18 protein-coding genes are annotated in these 15,842 nt (G+C 71.5%); 10 read left to right on the forward strand and 8 right to left on the reverse strand.

What is annotated here, in order from left to right:
* Positions 1-19 precede the first annotated feature (19 nt).
* Positions 20-466, reverse strand: a complete 447-nt coding sequence (locus ACFOVU_RS27035) for an ATP-binding protein (protein ID WP_378538234.1) — start codon at positions 464-466, stop codon at positions 20-22.
* A 317-nt stretch (positions 467-783) separates the two neighbouring features.
* Here ACFOVU_RS27035 and ACFOVU_RS27040 point away from each other — a divergent pair, with 317 nt between their 5' ends.
* Complete coding sequence (locus ACFOVU_RS27040) at positions 784-1,626, forward strand: helix-turn-helix domain-containing protein (RefSeq protein ID WP_378538088.1); 843 nt, start codon at positions 784-786, stop codon at positions 1,624-1,626.
* 10 nt (positions 1,627-1,636) lie between these two features.
* The gene (locus ACFOVU_RS27045) at positions 1,637-1,828 is read left to right on the forward strand and encodes a DUF397 domain-containing protein (protein ID WP_378538090.1); all 192 of its coding nucleotides are present in this window, start codon (positions 1,637-1,639) and stop codon (positions 1,826-1,828) included.
* Between the two features lie 94 nt (positions 1,829-1,922).
* Here the strand turns inward: ACFOVU_RS27045 and ACFOVU_RS27050 are convergent, their stop codons facing one another.
* The 5 genes from ACFOVU_RS27050 to ACFOVU_RS27070 form a co-directional block, all read right to left on the reverse strand.
* A complete protein-coding gene (locus ACFOVU_RS27050; protein WP_378538091.1) occupies positions 1,923-2,483 on the reverse strand; it encodes a peptidoglycan-binding domain-containing protein in 561 nt (186 codons plus the stop codon).
* Between the two features lie 347 nt (positions 2,484-2,830).
* Positions 2,831-3,766 carry a U32 family peptidase gene (locus ACFOVU_RS27055; RefSeq protein WP_378538092.1) on the reverse strand — a complete coding sequence of 312 codons (936 nt, stop codon included), beginning with the start codon at positions 3,764-3,766 and terminating at the stop codon, positions 2,831-2,833.
* A gap of 70 nt (positions 3,767-3,836) precedes the next feature.
* Positions 3,837-4,274 (reverse strand): MaoC/PaaZ C-terminal domain-containing protein, encoded by a 438-nt coding sequence (locus tag ACFOVU_RS27060; protein ID WP_378538093.1) that lies wholly within the window; start codon positions 4,272-4,274, stop codon positions 3,837-3,839.
* A 39-nt stretch (positions 4,275-4,313) separates the two neighbouring features.
* Positions 4,314-4,763 carry an FAS1-like dehydratase domain-containing protein gene (locus ACFOVU_RS27065; protein WP_378538095.1) on the reverse strand — a complete coding sequence of 150 codons (450 nt, stop codon included), beginning with the start codon at positions 4,761-4,763 and terminating at the stop codon, positions 4,314-4,316.
* On the reverse strand, positions 4,760-5,548 hold the full coding sequence (locus ACFOVU_RS27070) for a GntR family transcriptional regulator (RefSeq protein WP_378538096.1): 789 nt from the start codon (positions 5,546-5,548) through the stop codon (positions 4,760-4,762). The genes ACFOVU_RS27065 and ACFOVU_RS27070 overlap by 4 nt, the downstream gene beginning before the upstream one ends.
* Before the next feature lie 175 nt (positions 5,549-5,723).
* Between ACFOVU_RS27070 and ACFOVU_RS27075 the strand changes: the two genes are divergently transcribed.
* The 6 genes from ACFOVU_RS27075 (at position 5,724) to ACFOVU_RS27100 (ending at position 11,358) form a co-directional block, all read left to right on the forward strand.
* Positions 5,724-6,980, forward strand: a complete 1,257-nt coding sequence (locus ACFOVU_RS27075; protein ID WP_378538097.1) for a CaiB/BaiF CoA transferase family protein — start codon at positions 5,724-5,726, stop codon at positions 6,978-6,980.
* Between the two features lie 86 nt (positions 6,981-7,066).
* Positions 7,067-7,462: a thioesterase family protein gene (locus ACFOVU_RS27080; protein WP_378538098.1), complete on the forward strand. Its 396-nt coding sequence runs from the start codon at positions 7,067-7,069 to the stop codon at positions 7,460-7,462.
* 28 nt (positions 7,463-7,490) lie between these two features.
* Entirely contained in the window at positions 7,491-8,459 is a 969-nt protein-coding gene (locus ACFOVU_RS27085; RefSeq protein WP_378538100.1) for a tripartite tricarboxylate transporter substrate binding protein, read from the forward strand.
* Positions 8,456-9,016: a tripartite tricarboxylate transporter TctB family protein gene (locus ACFOVU_RS27090; RefSeq protein ID WP_378538101.1), complete on the forward strand. Its 561-nt coding sequence runs from the start codon at positions 8,456-8,458 to the stop codon at positions 9,014-9,016. Before ACFOVU_RS27085 ends, ACFOVU_RS27090 begins: the two co-directional genes overlap by 4 nt.
* Positions 9,013-10,572: a tripartite tricarboxylate transporter permease gene (locus tag ACFOVU_RS27095; protein ID WP_378538103.1), complete on the forward strand. Its 1,560-nt coding sequence runs from the start codon at positions 9,013-9,015 to the stop codon at positions 10,570-10,572. The genes ACFOVU_RS27090 and ACFOVU_RS27095 overlap by 4 nt, the downstream gene beginning before the upstream one ends.
* The gene (locus tag ACFOVU_RS27100) at positions 10,573-11,358 is read left to right on the forward strand and encodes an enoyl-CoA hydratase/isomerase family protein (RefSeq protein WP_378538105.1); all 786 of its coding nucleotides are present in this window, start codon (positions 10,573-10,575) and stop codon (positions 11,356-11,358) included.
* A 79-nt stretch (positions 11,359-11,437) separates the two neighbouring features.
* Here ACFOVU_RS27100 and ACFOVU_RS27105 read toward each other — a convergent pair whose 3' ends face one another.
* Positions 11,438-12,205 (reverse strand): MerR family transcriptional regulator, encoded by a 768-nt coding sequence (locus tag ACFOVU_RS27105; RefSeq protein ID WP_378538106.1) that lies wholly within the window; start codon positions 12,203-12,205, stop codon positions 11,438-11,440.
* A gap of 269 nt (positions 12,206-12,474) precedes the next feature.
* Between ACFOVU_RS27105 and ACFOVU_RS27110 the strand changes: the two genes are divergently transcribed.
* Positions 12,475-12,960 carry a hypothetical protein gene (locus tag ACFOVU_RS27110; RefSeq protein WP_378538108.1) on the forward strand — a complete coding sequence of 162 codons (486 nt, stop codon included), beginning with the start codon at positions 12,475-12,477 and terminating at the stop codon, positions 12,958-12,960.
* Positions 12,957-14,537 (forward strand): multicopper oxidase family protein, encoded by a 1,581-nt coding sequence (locus tag ACFOVU_RS27115; RefSeq protein WP_378538109.1) that lies wholly within the window; start codon positions 12,957-12,959, stop codon positions 14,535-14,537. Before ACFOVU_RS27110 ends, ACFOVU_RS27115 begins: the two co-directional genes overlap by 4 nt.
* 44 nt (positions 14,538-14,581) lie before the next feature.
* On the opposite strand, the gene ACFOVU_RS27120 is transcribed toward ACFOVU_RS27115, so the two are convergent.
* Positions 14,582-15,790, reverse strand: a complete 1,209-nt coding sequence (locus ACFOVU_RS27120) for an adenosine deaminase (RefSeq protein WP_378538110.1) — start codon at positions 15,788-15,790, stop codon at positions 14,582-14,584.
* Positions 15,791-15,842 lie beyond the last annotated feature (52 nt).

Here is a 15,842-nt window from a genome sequence, read left to right on the forward strand (position 1 = left end):
AGCCGTCCACAGGACCGGATCAGGCCGCTCGCCAGCGGGCCCAGACGGTCGTGTAACCGTTGGGGTTGCGACGGGTCCCCCACGCATCGGCGAACGCCCCGACGAGCGCGAGTCCCCGCCCGCCCTCGCCGCCGTGATCAGGGCGCCTGACGACAGGACGACTCGGCCGGTGCAGGAGCGGCCCGTTATCGATGACCTCGACGCGCGCCGCCCCGCCCTCCATCGCCTCGATGTAGAGCCCGATCTCCCCACCCCACAGCCCACTGCGCGAGTGCCGGGCCGCATTCGTGACCAGCTCCGACGCCACGAGCTGCGCGTTGTACAGATACGGATGCCGCGGCCCAAGCCCGTACACGAGCAGCCGTCGAGCCTCAGCAGCACTCTCCGGCCGTCCGGGAATAACGTGCAGTTGCCCGTGGTGATCGGTCTTCCTCCACGGAGCCATGTCCCTCCGCGCCCGCAGCATCACCAGGCCACCCCCATCGCTGCTGCGATCCGCCTCACCCGGTTGGCAGCCGCCAGGGCACGAGAGGTGGTCATCGCATAGCGCCTGACCGGGGCCGCACGCCACCGCGTGGCCAGGGAGCGACGTGTGAAGTCATGCATGGGAACCCCCGAGGGGTCTAGTCGCCCGGAACAGGGCGACGGGGAACGAGTACAGCTCCATAATGAATCCTAGAAATCTAAGATTCAAGCGCTATTCCTTAGATTGCTATATGTCCGATTTCTCGCTTGGAGGCTACGATCAGCGACGAGAAGCACCAGCGCATGAGGGGGAAGCGAGTGGCCGCGAGCCCGACCATCAGACGGCGTCAGCTCTCAGCGATCCTCCGGCGCATGCGCAAGGAGGCAGGGCTGAGCCTCGATGAGACCGCGAAGCGGCTGGAGTGGTCACGGGCGAAGCTCGGCCATATCGAGACCGGCGAACGCAAGAAGCCCTCGGTGGTCGAGATCAAGGCGCTCCTGCGCGAATACTCTGTGGAGGAGGGACACCCGCACTATGACGCGGTTCTCGCCCTCGTTCGCCAGGCTCAGCAGCGCGGCTGGTGGACGCGCTACGACGACATCCTCACCGGTTCATACGTCGAGCTCGAAGCCGAGGCCACCGGCATCGCGAACTATGAGGCGTTCGGTGTACCCGGCCTGTTGCAGACTCCGGGCTACGCACGGATCATTCAGCGGGCCCGGCTCTGGCGCGACCCCGATGACATACAGCGAGCGGTCGATGCGCGGATGCGCCGCCAGCAGATCCTGACCGCTGAAAATCCGCCGGACGTGTGGGCGGTCATCGAAGAACACGCCTTGCAACGCTTGGCCGACGCACCTGAGGTCATGCGCGAACAGATCGACCACCTCGTGGATCTGGCGGACTCATCCAGCAGCGTCACCATCCAGGTGCTCCCGACGAGCGCGGGAGTCCATGCCGGGGCCATGGGCCCGTTCGTCATCATGGACTTCCCTGACCCCGCGTCACCAGTGGTCTACCTGGAGACGTTCACCGACGGCCTCTACCTTGAGCGGCCAGACGAGATCAGCACGTACCGCAAGCTGTGGGACCACGTGCGCAGCTCCGCGCTCGACGAAGAGCGGACGATCCCGTATCTGAAACAGATGCTGAGCCGATAGAAAGACCGACATGCACCCCTTCCCCCACGACGCCAGATGGCGCACGTCCACCTACACCCAGCAGCAGAACTGCGTCGAAGTCGCCGATACCCCCGGGCAGTCGGCACTACGCGACACGAAGAACCGCGATGCAGCGACGCTCGTCTTCCCCGGGGCGGAGTGGCGATCCTTCATCCGCGCCGTCAAGAACGACGCGCTCTGACCTGAAGACGACCGCCCCAGCCGCCAAAGCGGCTGGGGCGGTCGTTCATGAGCCCGCCTTCAATATTCGAGCCGGTCCAATCAGCTGGTCCGGATCAGGAGGCGTCTTCGGCCCCTTCGGCGTACATCGCGCGGAAGGTGATGGGGCCGATGATCCCGTCGACGCCGATCCCCTGGTCCTCCTGGAACGCCCGGACCGCGGCAGCGAGGTCCCCGTCGTACTCTCCGTCGACGTCGTAGCCCAGGTGGGTCAGGGACTGCTCCAGCAGGTCGGTATAGGCGTTGCGGGGGTCGTCGCCGTCCACGGTCCCGACGTCGTCGGAGAGCGCCTCCCAAGTGGCGTCGCCCACCACACCGTCGACCGAGAGCTCGCTGTCGGACTGGTACTCCTCGACGGCGGCGGTGAGATCGGCGTCGAAGGTGTCAGTCGGCTCCTTGTCGAGGTATTCCCTCACGTTCAGGATCGCGCCCACCGCGAGCACGCGGTAATCCTGGTCGCCCTCCTGAAGCTGGACCCACGGCTGCGCCTCGATGGCGGCGGTGACCTGCGGCGGCGTGTCGGGGCCATCCGCGAGAGCCGCGGGGGCGGCCACCCCGCCCAGCGTGATGGCGATCCCGGCGGCGGCCACGATCGCGGCGATCCGGTTCTTCTTCATACCCATGGCTTCCCTTCAAGTGAGACAGGTATTCACGTGGGGGATATGGGGTGGGATGCGACCTACGGTGCTGCGGTTCGCAGCGGACCGTATATTCCGCCGTTAACTGTTTCGGCGTCGTTCACCACTACTTCACGACGGGCGATGAACGAGGGCGGGTGTTCCGCAAGGCGTGGATCGCCGGGGTCACTGCGTATTGCCCTGGTGAGCCGAAGCCCGGGTATATCGCTCCGTGGGAGGTTGCAGCGGAAGACGGACTCCGACATCTTCGAGCGCATCGAGAAGGACGCTTCACCTGAGCGCCTCGCTGAGGGGCCGACCGTGTCGGCCCCTCCTCAGGTACTCGATCAGACCACCGGGATCCGCAGGTCGGTCGGCGGGGTGTCCGACTTGGGGCGCTCGGCCAGGTCAGGGGCCAGGTCGGCGAGCAGTGTGAGGACCAGTTCGGCGCGGCGGACGCGTTCGCGGCCCAATGCGGTGGCGACGGTGGCGAGGTGGTGGCCGCTCGGGTAGATGTTGGGGGCGTTGCGGACGCCCAGTTTCACGTAGACCGGCGCGGCCGAGCGGATCAGCGCGGCGACGTCGTAGAAGCGGACCGCGCCGCCCTGGTCGTCGGGGACCTCCACGTAGACGTCCACCGCGGCCGAGGTCGCGGCGCGGATCTCGGCGATGTCGCGGACCGGCAGGTCGGTGGAGACGTTGAGGCTGGTCGCCCCCAGCCGCTCGTAGACCGCCCCCGTCGGGGCGTTGGCCAGCGGCATCAGCACCGACGTCTTCAGCGCCAGTTCGGCCGGCAGGACGCCCTCCGCCTTCATCCGGCCCAGGACCTCCAGCACCCCCACGTCGCCGACGAGCAGGCTGCGGATCCCCAGGTCGACCGCTCGCAGCGCCTCGTTCACGCAGGCGGCGAGGGTCGTGTTGCCGCGGGCGGCGCCGCCCGCTGCGGCCGTGGCCTTGGCCTGCCCACCGATGTCCCAGGCGCCGCGCGGGCCGATGAACAGGTTGACCTCGACCCCCGCGTCCGCGCCCATGGCCGCCATACGGCGAATCTCGGCGTCGGTCAGCATCATGACGCCGCTGCCCTGTGACACCCGGTCGATCCGCACGTCGCGCGCCTGGGCCTCCTCCAGGACCGCGGCGAAGACGTCGGGCCCCTCGCAGCTGGGGATCTCGATGCGGAAGCGGGCCCCGTCGGCGAAGGTCGCCGACGACGCGGGCAGCGAGCCGTCGAGAACGGGGTGGCCGAACCGGTCGGCGAGGTCGAGTAGTGCCGAGTGCTCCATGATGGGGTCCGTTCCTGTCCGGGAGATAGGGAGGCGATGGGGAGATCGCGGGCCCATTCGGCCGGGCCCCTCAGCCCTGGGGCTCGGGCGTGAGCGTGACGACGGCGGTGCCGACGGTCGTCGCCTCGCCGTCGGCGTTCTCGGTGCGGATGCTGAGCTCCACGCGTCCGCCCTCCGTGGATTCGACGCGTGCGGCGCAGGTCAGTTCGCGGTCGCGGAAGTCCATCCCGCGGTAGCGCACGCTGAGGGAGGTCAGGCGGCCTTCATCGCCGGCCCATTCGGACACGAGGCGGCCGAGCAGCGCCGCCTTGTACAGGCCGTGCAGGGACAGTTCCGGGTGCCCGAGCCGGCGGGCGAAGTCCAGGTCGTAGTGCATCTCGTAGAAGTCGCCGGCCGCCCCCGCGTAGCGGACGATGTCGCGCAGGGTCGGGGTGAGGCGGAGGGGAGGGGGTTCGGATCCCGCCGATGCACCCCGTGGGGTGACCGCGCTGCTTTCTTCCAGGCTCATCGGGTCCTCTCAAGGGGTTGCGGCGCCCGCCTTGCCGCCTCAGCGGCGCAGGCGGATACCCGTGTGGCGGACCAGGAGCCCGCCGTTCTCGTCGCGGAAGTCGGTGACGAAGGTGAGCAGGGCGAAGGCGCCGGAGCGCCCGTGCTTCTCGGTCACCTCGGTGAGCAGCGGGGCCGAGCGCAGGACCGTGCCGGTGCGAACCGTGCCGTGGCCGTCGAAGGTGTCCTCCCCGTTCAGCCAGCCGGTCCCGTAGGCGAGGGCCGCCGGGCAGTCGGGGGGTTCGTTGAGGAAGCACGCGACGAAGGTCAGCGGTGCTTCGTCGGACCGGGGCGCGCCGATGGCGTCCTGGTAGGCGTGCAGGTGCCGCCGTTCGACGGCGTCGGTCCGGGCCGCGCCCCGCCAGCCGACGGCGGCGCGCAGCGTCGCCAGGCCGCCGCTCGGTGCCACCGCTCCCGCGGTGGTGCCCTCGTTCCCCTTGTCGTCGCTCATTCCCGCTCCGCCCGCTCGTCCGTCCCCTCGTCCGTCCCCTCGGCGCGCAGCCGGTCGAGCCAGGCCCGTGCCTGGGGGCTGCCGTCCTCCAGCGAGTCGGCGACGTCGGCGATGAACGTGCGGTCGCCGTGGCGTTCGAGCTCGGCCAGCACGGGCGCGGGGTCGCCCGCCTCGATCAGCTCCAGGAGCCGGCGGTGGCGCTGCACGTCCTGGGCCGGGGTCTCGGCCCGCTGGGCACGGGCCCGGCGGTTGAGCACCATGCACAGCAGCATCTGGAGGTAGAGGGACCGGTAGGTGTCCTCCAGGCGGTCGTGCCCGGACAGCCCGATCACCGACAGGTGGAACGCGAACGCCGCCTCGGGCAGCGCCGCCGGATCGTCGTCCGTCGCGGCCAGCTCCATCGCCTCCAGCGCCGACCGGCAGCGCGCCAGCCGCGCGCCGTCGGTGACGGGCAGCGCGAGGTCGATGGCCATGCGCTCCAGCACGCGGCGCAGGGTGACGATCTCGTAGACGTCGTGCAGGGTCAGCGGCGTGACGATGGCCCCCTTGTGGGAGACCTGCTTGATGAGCCCTTCGCGCTCCAGGACCCGCAGCGCCTCCCGGAGCGGCGGCCGGCTGATGCCGAGCTCCTTGGTGAGCTGGTTCTCGACGACCCGGTCGCCGGGGAGGAGGTCGCCGCCGATGATCATCCGGCGCAGCGACTGAGCGGCGAGCTGCACCATGCTCGGCGGCCGCTCGATCTGCGCCGCGCCCTTGCGAGCCGTGGTCGACTCGATGGTCGTCATGCCTGTCCCCGTCCCGTTCGCCCGAGCCGGCACCGGTGAACCGGCTCACCCGGCAGTGTGGCGCAGACCTTGCGGTTTGTCTATTGACTGTTGTAGACAATAGTCCACCCGACGAAATGTGGCCCCCATCACCACCCACGGTGGCCGGGGACACGCCCGCGTGGAGAGGACCGCCATGCCACCCCAGCCCGACCCCGATCCGCACGAAACGGCGAGGCCGCCCCTGAGCGGCATCAAGGTCGTGGAGGTCGGCGCCTACATGGCGGCCCCCTTCGCGACCATGCAGCTCGCCGACCTCGGGGCCGACGTCGTGAAGATCGAGAACCCCGACGGCGGCGACGCCGTCCGCGACATCGGGCCGTTCATCGACGGCCGCAGCTCCCCGTTCCTCCGGCTGAACCGCAACAAGCGCTCCGTCGCGATCGACCTCAAGGCGCCCGACGGCGTCGCGGTCCTGCGCCGGCTGCTCGACGACGCCGACGTCCTGGTGCAGAACCTGCGCCCCGGCGCCATGGACCGCCTCGGCCTCGGCTACGGCAACCTCGCCGAGAGCCACCCCGCCCTGATCTACGCGTCGGCGTCCGGGTGGGGCGAGGACGGCCCGCTCGCCCACCTCCCCGGCCTCGACATCATGGCGCAGGCCCGTTCCGGGCTGATGAGCATCACCGGCATGCCCGACGGCGACCCCGTCAAGCTCGGCGTGCCGATGTGCGACCTGACCTGCGGCCTCTACGTCGCCATGGGGGTCCTCGCCGCTCTGGAGGCGCGGCGCACCACCGGGCGCGGCCAGCACGTCGACGTCTCGCTGTTCGAGTCCGGGGTCTCCTTCACCATCTGGGAGGCGTCGAAGTACTGGGCGACCGGCGCCGTCGGCCGCCCCAACGGCTCCGCCCACCAGAGCACCGCCCCCTACCAGGCGCTGCGGACCTCCGACGGCTGGATCACCGCCGGCGCCGTCAGCCCCAAGACCTGGCAGGGCCTGTGCACGGCGCTCGACCTGCCCGACCTCCTCGCCGACCCCCGCTACGCCGACGCCCACGACCGCCACGGGCTGCGCCACGAGCTGATCCCCGCCATCGAATCGGTCACCCTGCGCCGGACGACCGACGACCTCATCGCGGCCCTGGACGCCGCCGGGGTGCCCTGCGCCCCGATCAACACGACCGACCAGACCTACAACGACGCCCATTTGGCGCAGCGCGGCTTCTTCTGGGAGGCCGAGCACCCCGAGGTGGGCCCGATCCGCCAGATCGGGTCGCCGATGCGGCTGTCGGCCACCCCCGTGCGCCGCGGACCCGCCGGCCCGGAACTGGGCACCGACACCGGGCCCCTGCTGGAAGAGGCCGGCTTCACCCCGGCCGAGATCGCCGACCTGACCGCGCGCGGCATCGTCGGCTCCTCCGCCTCCGCCCCGCCGGCCGCCGGGTCCTGACCGCCCGGCCGGCGCCGCGGTCCACCCGTCCCGCGCGCCCCGTCACCTCCCCTCCCGTCCCACCGCACACCATGGCAGGAGTCCCCATGTCCCACTCGGTCACCGCCGGAACCACCCGGACCGCGCACCGCGTCGTCGAGGAGCGGCACTGCACCCGGCGCGGGGAGCACCACATCTTCTCCACCCCCAACCTGGTGCTGTTCCTCGAGGAGACGGCGATCGAAGCGCTCGCCGACCACATCGGGGAGCACCAGAGCAGCGTCGGCAGCCGGGTCGACATCGCCCACACCGCACCCACCCTGCTGGGCCAGAGCGTCGCGATCACCGCGACCGTCACCGAGGTCGACCGCAGGCGCGTCGTCTTCTCGATCACCGCCCACGACGGGGCCGACGAGGTCGCCTCGGGCAGCCACGAGCGCTTCATCGTCGACCTCGACAAGTTCGGTGCCCGCCTCGACGCCAAGAGCGATGCGCTCCGGTGACGGCCCCCGGCCGCCCAGGGGCACGATGATGGGCACCCGACGCACCGCCGCCGTCGCTGCGGCCCTGCTGCTCACCGCCGGCACCGGCGCCTGTTCCGGTGCGGCCGGCTCCGACGAGGCCGGCACGAGCGAGCTCACCGGCGACGCGACCATGGTCGTCCCCTTCGGCGCCGGCGGCGGCAGCGACGTCGCCGGGCGCACGATCGCCGCCGGGCTCGAAGCGGCCACCGGCACGACCGTCACCGTGGAGAACCGCGATGGCGGCGCCGGCGCGATCGGCTACACCTACCTGATGTCCAAGCGCGGGGACCCCAACTACCTGCTGTCGACGGAGACCGCGCTGCTCACCCTGCCCATGACCGCCGACACCGAGTACGACTACACCGACTTCACCCCGATCATGAGCATGGGCGAGGACTTCACCCTGCTGGTCGTGGCTCCGGATTCGCCCATCGAGGGCTGTGCCGACGCCGTCGCGACCGCGAAGGAGCAGCGGGTCGTCGCCGGGGTGGCGGGGGCGGCCAGCCTCGACAACGCGGTCTTCACGATGGTCGAGCAGGACACCGGGGCGCAGTTCGACCGCGTCCCCTTCGAGTCCGGCAGCGAGGTGATGGCCTCCCTTCTCGCCGGGCGCATCGACATCGCATCGCTCAACCCCAGCGAGGTCCTGGGCCAGCTGGAGTCCGGCGACCTGCGCGCCCTCTGCGTCGCCGCCGACGAGCGCTACGACTACGCGGCCCTCGCGGACATCCCCACCGCGAAGGAGGAGGGGATCGACGTCTCCTACGGGCAGTTCCGCGGGCTGCTCGCCCCCGGCGGGATCTCCGGGGAGGCCGCCGCGCACTGGGAGGAGGCGAGCCGGGAGTTCGTCGGCAGTGACGCCTACGACGACTACATCACCGCCAACCTGCTCCAGCCCGGCCCCCTCTACGGCGAGGACTTCCGCGCCTACCTCGACGACAACCGCGCCAGCCTGGAAGAGGTGCTGAACCCGTGAAGACCATCCCCCTCTTCTCCCCCGGCACCGGTTCGGGCGCGCCGGCCCGCCACGGCCAGCTGATCGCGTTCGGCGTGCTGACCGGGCTCGGCGGCGCGGTGGCCGTGGCCGCGTTCGCCTACGGCATCTGGATCGACGAGGGCCGGGTCGGCGCGGGCATGCTGCCCCTGGTCGTCGGCCTGATCCTGCTGGCGACCTGCGGCGGCCTGTTCGTGTCGGCGCTGCGCCGCACCCTGGCCGGCAAGGTGCCCGCCCCCGGCGGCACCGGCCCCGGGACCGACGCCCGCGGGCGCAGCCAGGGCGAGCGGGTGCGCAACCTGCGCATCGTGTTCGCGCTGACCCTGGCGATGGTCGTGGCGCTCCCCCACATCGGGGTGCTGCTCGCGTTCGGCGCCTACATCACCGCCGTGTCCACCCTGGTGGAGAAGCGCCCCTGGTACTCCTCCCTGGCCATCGCGGCGGCCGCGGTCGCCGCCGTCCACATCGTCTTCGGGGTGCTGCTCGGCGTCCCGCTGCCGGGCTGGACGCTGACCCCGGTGATCGGGGGATCGTCATGATCGACAACCTGATGATGGGCTTGGGCACGGCCCTCACGCCCGAGAACCTGCTGTGGTGCTTCGTCGGCGTCCTCGCCGGAACGGTGATCGGGCTGCTGCCCGGCCTCGGCTCCAGCACCGGTGTGGCGGTGCTCCTGCCGCTGACGCTCGGGTTCGAGCCCGTGACCGCGCTCATCATGCTCGCCGGGATCTACTACGGCGCGCAGTACGGCGGCACGATCACGTCGGTGCTGATCTCGACGCCGGGCGAGGCGTCCAGCGTCGCGACCACCTTCGACGGCTACCAGATGGCGCGGCGCGGCCGGGCGGGCGCCGCGCTGTCGATCGCGGCCATCGGCTCGTTCGTCGCAGCGATCGCCTCGCTCATCCTGCTGTCCGCCCTCGCCCCCGCCTTCGCCCGGTTCGCGCTGAACTTCGGCCCGGCCGAGAACCTCGCCGTGATGGTGCTGGGCCTCGCGACGATCGTGGGCTTCTCCGGCGGGTCGCAGCTGCGCGGGGTCGCCATGGCGGGGGTGGGGCTGCTGCTGGCAACGGTCGGCATCGACTCGGCCACGGCGGAGTCCCGGTTCACGTTCGGCAGCACCGACCTGCTCGGCGGCATCCCCTTCGTCGAGGTGATGATCGGCCTGTTCGCGGTGGGCGAGGTCATGTACCAGCTGCGCGTCGGCGAGGCGGTGCCGATCCGGGCGAAGTTCCGCGACCTGATGATCACCCGCGAGGAGCTGAAGCGCTCGGGCGCGCCGATCGTGCGCGGCAGCATCATCGGGTTCCTCCTGGGTTGCCTGCCCGGCGCGGGCTCCACCCTGGCGTCGTTCATGGCCTACGGCGTGGAGAAGCGCGTCTCGCGGCACCGGGACGAGTTCGGCAAGGGCGCGATCGAGGGCGTGGCCGCACCGGAGAGCGCCAACAACTCCGCGGCCAACGCGAACTTCATCCCGACCCTGGCCCTGGGCATCCCCGGCGGCGCCACGACCGCCATCCTGCTGGGCGCGCTGATCGTCTACGGCGTGCAGCCCGGCCCGCTGATGTTCGAGGAGCAGCCGGAGCTGGTGTGGGGGCTGCTGGCGTCCTTCTTCATCGGCAACCTGATGCTGCTGGTGCTGAACCTGCCGCTGGCCCCGCTCTTCGCGCAGATGCTGCGCATCCCCTACGCCTACCTGTACCCGCTGATCATCTGCACGAGCTTCGTGGGCGCCTACTCGATCGACAACAGCCTCTACAGCGTGTGGATCGTGTTCGTGTTCGGCGTCGTGGGCTACCTGATGAAGCTGCTGGACCTGCCGATCGCCCCGCTGGTGCTGGGGCTGGTGCTCGGGCCGCTGTTCGAGAAGGCGCTGGTGCAGACCTCGGCGCTGGGCGACGGGAGCTTCATCCTGGTCGCGCAGAGCCCGATCGCGGTGGCCACCCTGGCCCTCGCTATCGTGCTGGCCGCCGGCCCCTCGCTGCTGACGCGCCTGCGCCGACGCGCGGGGCGGACGGCCGACGAGGGACCGCCCACCGACAACGGCCCCGTCCCCACCGCACCCGGCGGGGCGGCCGACCGAGAGGAACGCTGAATGGACGCACACCCCGAACCCGAGCTCCTCGTCGAGCGCCAGGGCGCGGTGCTGGCCGTGACCTTCAACCGCCCCAAGGCCCGCAACGCCATGACCTGGGGCATGTACGAGGCGCTGTACGAGGCGTGCGAACGCGCCGACGCCGACGACGGTGTGCGGGTGATGCTGCTGCGCGGGGCGGGCACCGACGCCTTCGTCGCGGGAACCGACATCGGGCAGTTCACCGAGTTCCGCGACGGCGCCGACGGGATCGCCTACGAGGAGCGGATCGAGCGCGTGGTGTCCCGCCTGGAGACCGTCACGGTGCCGACCGTGGCCGCGGTCCGCGGATACTGCGTCGGCGGCGGCCTCGCCCTCGCCGCGGTCTGCGACCTGCGGGTGGCCGACGAGACCGCGCGCTTCGGGGTCCCGGTGGCGCGCACGCTCGGCAACTGCCTGTCGATGAACACCTATTCGCTGCTGGTGCACCACTTCGGCCCGGCGCGGACGCTCGACGTCCTGCTGCGGGCGCGCCTGTACACGGCCGAGGAGGCCGGGGCGACCGGGTTCGTCGCCGAGGTGTGCGCGCCCGGCGACCTCGACGGCCGCGTGGCCGAGGTCCTGGACCGGCTCCAGGGGCACGCGCCGCTGTCCATGTGGGCGGCGAAGGAGGCGGTGCGCCGGCTGCGGCGCAGCGGGCTGCCCGACGGGGACGACATCGTCGCCCGCGTGTTCGGCAGCGACGACTTCGCGGCCGGGGTCCGGGGCTTCCTGGCCAAGGAGCGCCCGCAGTGGACCGGCCGGTGACGACCGGCGGCACCAGGCGCGTGCCGCCCCGCCACAGCGCGGGGCGGCACCGCCGCACCGGCAGCGGCCGCCCGCCCGGCTACACCGACTGACGGGCACCGTTCTTCTGCTGGTTGAGGTGGTCGAGGACCTCGGCGAAGCGTTCGCCGAGCATCTCGTGCAGGTGACGGGTCATGGCCTGGGCGAGCATGGAGTCGACCGCCGCCTGGGCCAAGGGCCGCAGCCGGCGGATGAGGTCGGCGGCCTCGCCGATGTCCTCGCCTTGGAGCAGGCCCTCGGGGGCGTGCTCGGCGACGATGTGGCCGGTGATGGCCTGGACGAGGTCGACGGCCGCGGCGTCGACGTGCTCCTTGAGGCGTTCGGCGATGTCGAGGGCGCCGGGCACCGTGAGCCCAGCAGCCACCAGCTCGGCGCCGACGTTGAGCAGCCGCGGGCTGGGGACGCGGAAGCGCGACCCCTCGCGTTCGATGATCCCCAGCCGCAGTGCGCGGGCGACATCGGGCTGGGTGACCGCACCGCCGTAGAGCCCGCTCAGCTCCTCGATGGTGACGTAGCCGAGGATCTCGTCGGACCAGGGCCCGCCGACCGCGGTCTCGAAGCCGAGGATGTCGGTGAGGTTCCCGCCGCGCTCCCACGCGGTGACGAGCTCACTGATGTTGGCGAAGGTGTAGCCGCGCTTGAGGAGCTGGCCGATCAGCCGCAGCCGGGCGAGGTGCGCCTCGGTGTAGATCCCCACCCGGCCCTCGCGGCGCGGCGGGGAGAGCAGCCCGCGGTCCTGGTAGACGCGCACGTTGCGAACGGTGGTCTCCGCAAGCCGCGCCAGCTCGTCGATGCGGTATTCGGCCATGGGGTCCAGCCTAGGGACTTTTTGCCTTCTACTCGACAGTAGCAAGCGATCCTTTGAGCCATGGCACGGTCGGCCGGCCGCCCCGGAACCGCACCGGCGGGGCGCTCGCGGCGTGCTCGCGGGGTGCTCGTGCGGATGGGCGGGTGATCGGAGCCGGCTGGGACTACTCCGCGGGGAGCAGCCGAAGATACTCCCCCCGGTGGCTGCACCGCGCCTCACCCGGCGCCCATGATGGGTCGCGGTCCCCCCGGAACGAGGAGGTCCCCGGCATGACGGCCCAGCCGACTCCCCCCGACGGCGCCGGCGGCAGCGGTGAAAGGCGCGCACCCTACTGGGTGATGCTGCTGCTGCGCGGCACCCTGATCGTCGCGACCCTCCAGATCCTTGCGCAGGCCGTCCTCGCCGGGGCCTTCTCGACCGGCGACGTGCGGATGCTCATCGTCCACGCCAACAACGGCGACTTCCTCACCGTCGTCCAGCTGCTCACCGTCATCGCATCGGTGGGGCTGTGGTGGCGCGGCCGCGGACCGGCCTGGCCGATCCTGCTCAGCGTGGTCCTGCTGGTCGCCACCGAGGTCCAGAAGTACTTCGGCTACGTCAAGAACGTGCTGGTCCACATCCCGCTGGGGGTGCTGCTGTTCGGGGCGACCCTGGTCCTGCTCATCTGGGCGCTGGCTCCGCTGCGGGTCCGGCCCCGGGCTCGCGGGAGGAAGAAGCGGGACCGCGCCGCGGCCGAGCCGGGAGGCCGCAGATGAGGCGGGTCTCGCGGCGCGCCGTGCTCGGCCTCCTGGCGGGCGGGACCGCGGCGGCCGGGCTGGGGATCGGCGGGGCATCGATGGTGCCCACCACCACCGGCCGGCTGCTGCGCAGCGACCTGGAATTGCCGGAGCCGTTCACCGTGCCGCTGCCCGTCCCCCGGCCCATCGCCCCCGAATCGGTCTCGGGGGACGCCGACGTCTACCGGCTGGCCCAGCGCGCTGTCGAGGCCGAGATCCTGCCCGGGGTGCGCACGGGGATCTGGGGGTACAACGGCACCTTCCCCGGCCCGCTGTTCGACGTGCGCGCCGGGCGGACCGTCCGGGTCGAGATCGCCAACGAGCTGCCCGTCCCCACCTCGACGCACCTGCACGGCGGGGTGACCCCGCCGGAGTCCGACGGCTACCCCACCGACGTGACCATCTCACGCGACGGCGGGTTCCGGCCGCACATGCGCGGCCACAACGGGATGGAACTCTCGCCGGAGGACTGGACCTTCCACGACGGCGTGCGGGCCTATGACTACCCGCTCCCCCAGCGCGCGGCCACGCTCTGGTACCACGACCACCGCATGGACTTCAGCGCACCGCAGGTGTGGCGCGGGCTGGCCGGGATGTTCATCGTCCGCGACGACACCGACGACGCCCTGCCGTTGCCGGAAGGCGACAGGGACATCCCCCTGATGGTCTGCGACCGGGCGTTCACCGCCGAGGGCGAGCTGTCCTACCCCGCGCTCGACCCCTCACTGCGCGAGATCCCCGGCGTCCAGGACGCGTTCATGGACGGGGTGACCGGCGACATCAACCTGGTGAACGGGGCACCGTGGCCGGAGCTCGAGGTCTCGGGCACCCGGTACCGCTTCCGCCTCCTCAACGCCGCCAACGCCCGGCGGTACCGGTTCGCGCTGGAGCCCGCCCCGCAGGAGGGGCCGCCCTTCGTCCAGGTGGGCAGCGACCAGGGGCTCCTGGCAGAACCGGTGGAGCTCGCAGCGCTGGCGATGTCGCCCGGAGAGCGGCGCGACGTGGTCGTCGACTTCTCCGGCTACCCCGTCGACACCGAGATCCGGCTGGTGAACCGGCTGGCCGAGGGCGCCCAGCGCAACGTCATGCGGTTCCGGGTGACGCGGCGGGAGAACGACGACGCCGAGGTCCCGCGCCGGCTCGCCGATGTCGAAGTGCTCCGCCCGGACGACGCCGTGCGCACCCGTACCTTCGACTTCCGCCGGGTCCTGGTGGGCGGCAGCGGCGGCAACATGAACTGGACCGTCAACGGCGCGGCCTTCGAGCCGGGCACGCCACTGGCCGACCCGGAGCTGGGAACGGTCGAGCGGTGGCGCCTCGCCAGCGATTTCCACCACCCCGTGCACATCCACCTGGCGCACTTCCAGGTGCTGTCACGCAATGGGCGCGACCCCGGCCCGCAGGACGCCGGCTGGAAGGACACGGTCGACGTGCGGCCCTATGAAGTCGTGGAGGTCCTCGCCCGGTTCGACGGATTCCGCGGCCGCTACATGCTGCACTGCCACAACCTCGAACACGAGGACATGGCCATGATGGCCGACTTCGACGTCGTCTGATCCCGTGTCCCCGTGTCCCCGTGGCCGGCACCCCCGGTGCGGCGTCACCACGGGTCCTCCCGGCGGAAGAATGCGGCGCCGGCGTGGTCGGCGCGCACCGCCGCGTACCCCGGCTTGATGACGTGGTCGATGAGCGCGAGCCGCTCGTCGTGGCCGATGAAGGCCGACTTCATCGCGTTGACCGTGAACCAGCTCAAGGTGTCGACCCCGTAGCCGAAGGTGTCGGCGAGCCGGGCGAACTCCCCCGTCATGGACGTCCGGTTGAGCAGCCGGTTGTCGGTGTTGACCGTCACCCGGAACCGGAGGCGGCGCAGCACGTCGACCGGGTGATCGGCGAGCCGGGCGACCGCGCCGGTCGTGAGGTTGGAGGTGGGGCACAGCTCCAGCGGGATCCGCTTGTCGCGGATGTAGGCCGCGAGCTGGCCGAGCTTCGCGGTGCGCACCGCCGCCCCCGCCGGGTCTCCCTCCGCGGGCTCCTCGTCGGAGAGCGCGATGTCGTCGATGATGCGCACGCCCTGGCCGAGGCGGTCGGCGCCGCACCACTGGATGGCCTCCCAGATGGAGGACAGCCCGAAGCCCTCGCCCGCGTGCAGGGTGAGGTTGAAGTTCTCCCGCTTGATGTACTCGCAGGCCGAGATGTGGCGGGTGGGCGGGTAGCCGGCCTCGGGCCCGGCGATGTCGAAGCCGACGACGCCGCGGTGCCGGTAGCGGACGGCGAGGTCGGCGATCTCCAGCGAGTCCGCCGCCTGGCGCAGGGCGGTGAGCAGCAGCCGCACATCGGTGGAGCGGCCGAACAGCCGGGCGCGCGCGGTGCCCACCCGCAGCCCCTCCAGCACCGCGTCGACGACCTGTTCGCGGGTGAGCCCCTGGCGGGTGTGCTGTTCGGGGGCGATCTTGACCTCGGCGTAGACGACCCCGTCGGCGGCGAGGTCCTGGGCGCATTCGGCGGCGACGCGGGTCAGCGCCGCGCGGTCCTGGAGCAGCTCCAGGATGGGCTCGAACCGCCGCAGATGCTCCTCGGTGGAGGCCGCGGGGGCGGCGAACCAGTCCTGGAGCGCGCCGGGATCGGTGGCGGCCAAGCCGCTGTAGCCCGATGCGGCGGCGAGGTCGAGCAGGGTCGCCGGGCGCACCCCGCCGTCGAGGTGGTCGTGCAGCAGCACCTTGGGCAGGCGCCGGATGGTGTCGCGGTCCAGTCGTCCGGCACCATCCCGGCCCCGACGGGCCGGGCTCGCGCTGGGAAGGTATCGGGTCATCGTCCCCCTCTGTCCTGGTGGATAAATTCCCCGGATTCTAGACGATCCACCG

Source organism: Nocardiopsis sediminis (assembly GCF_042650565.1).
GTDB lineage: Bacteria > Actinomycetota > Actinomycetes > Streptosporangiales > Streptosporangiaceae > Nocardiopsis_B > Nocardiopsis_B sediminis.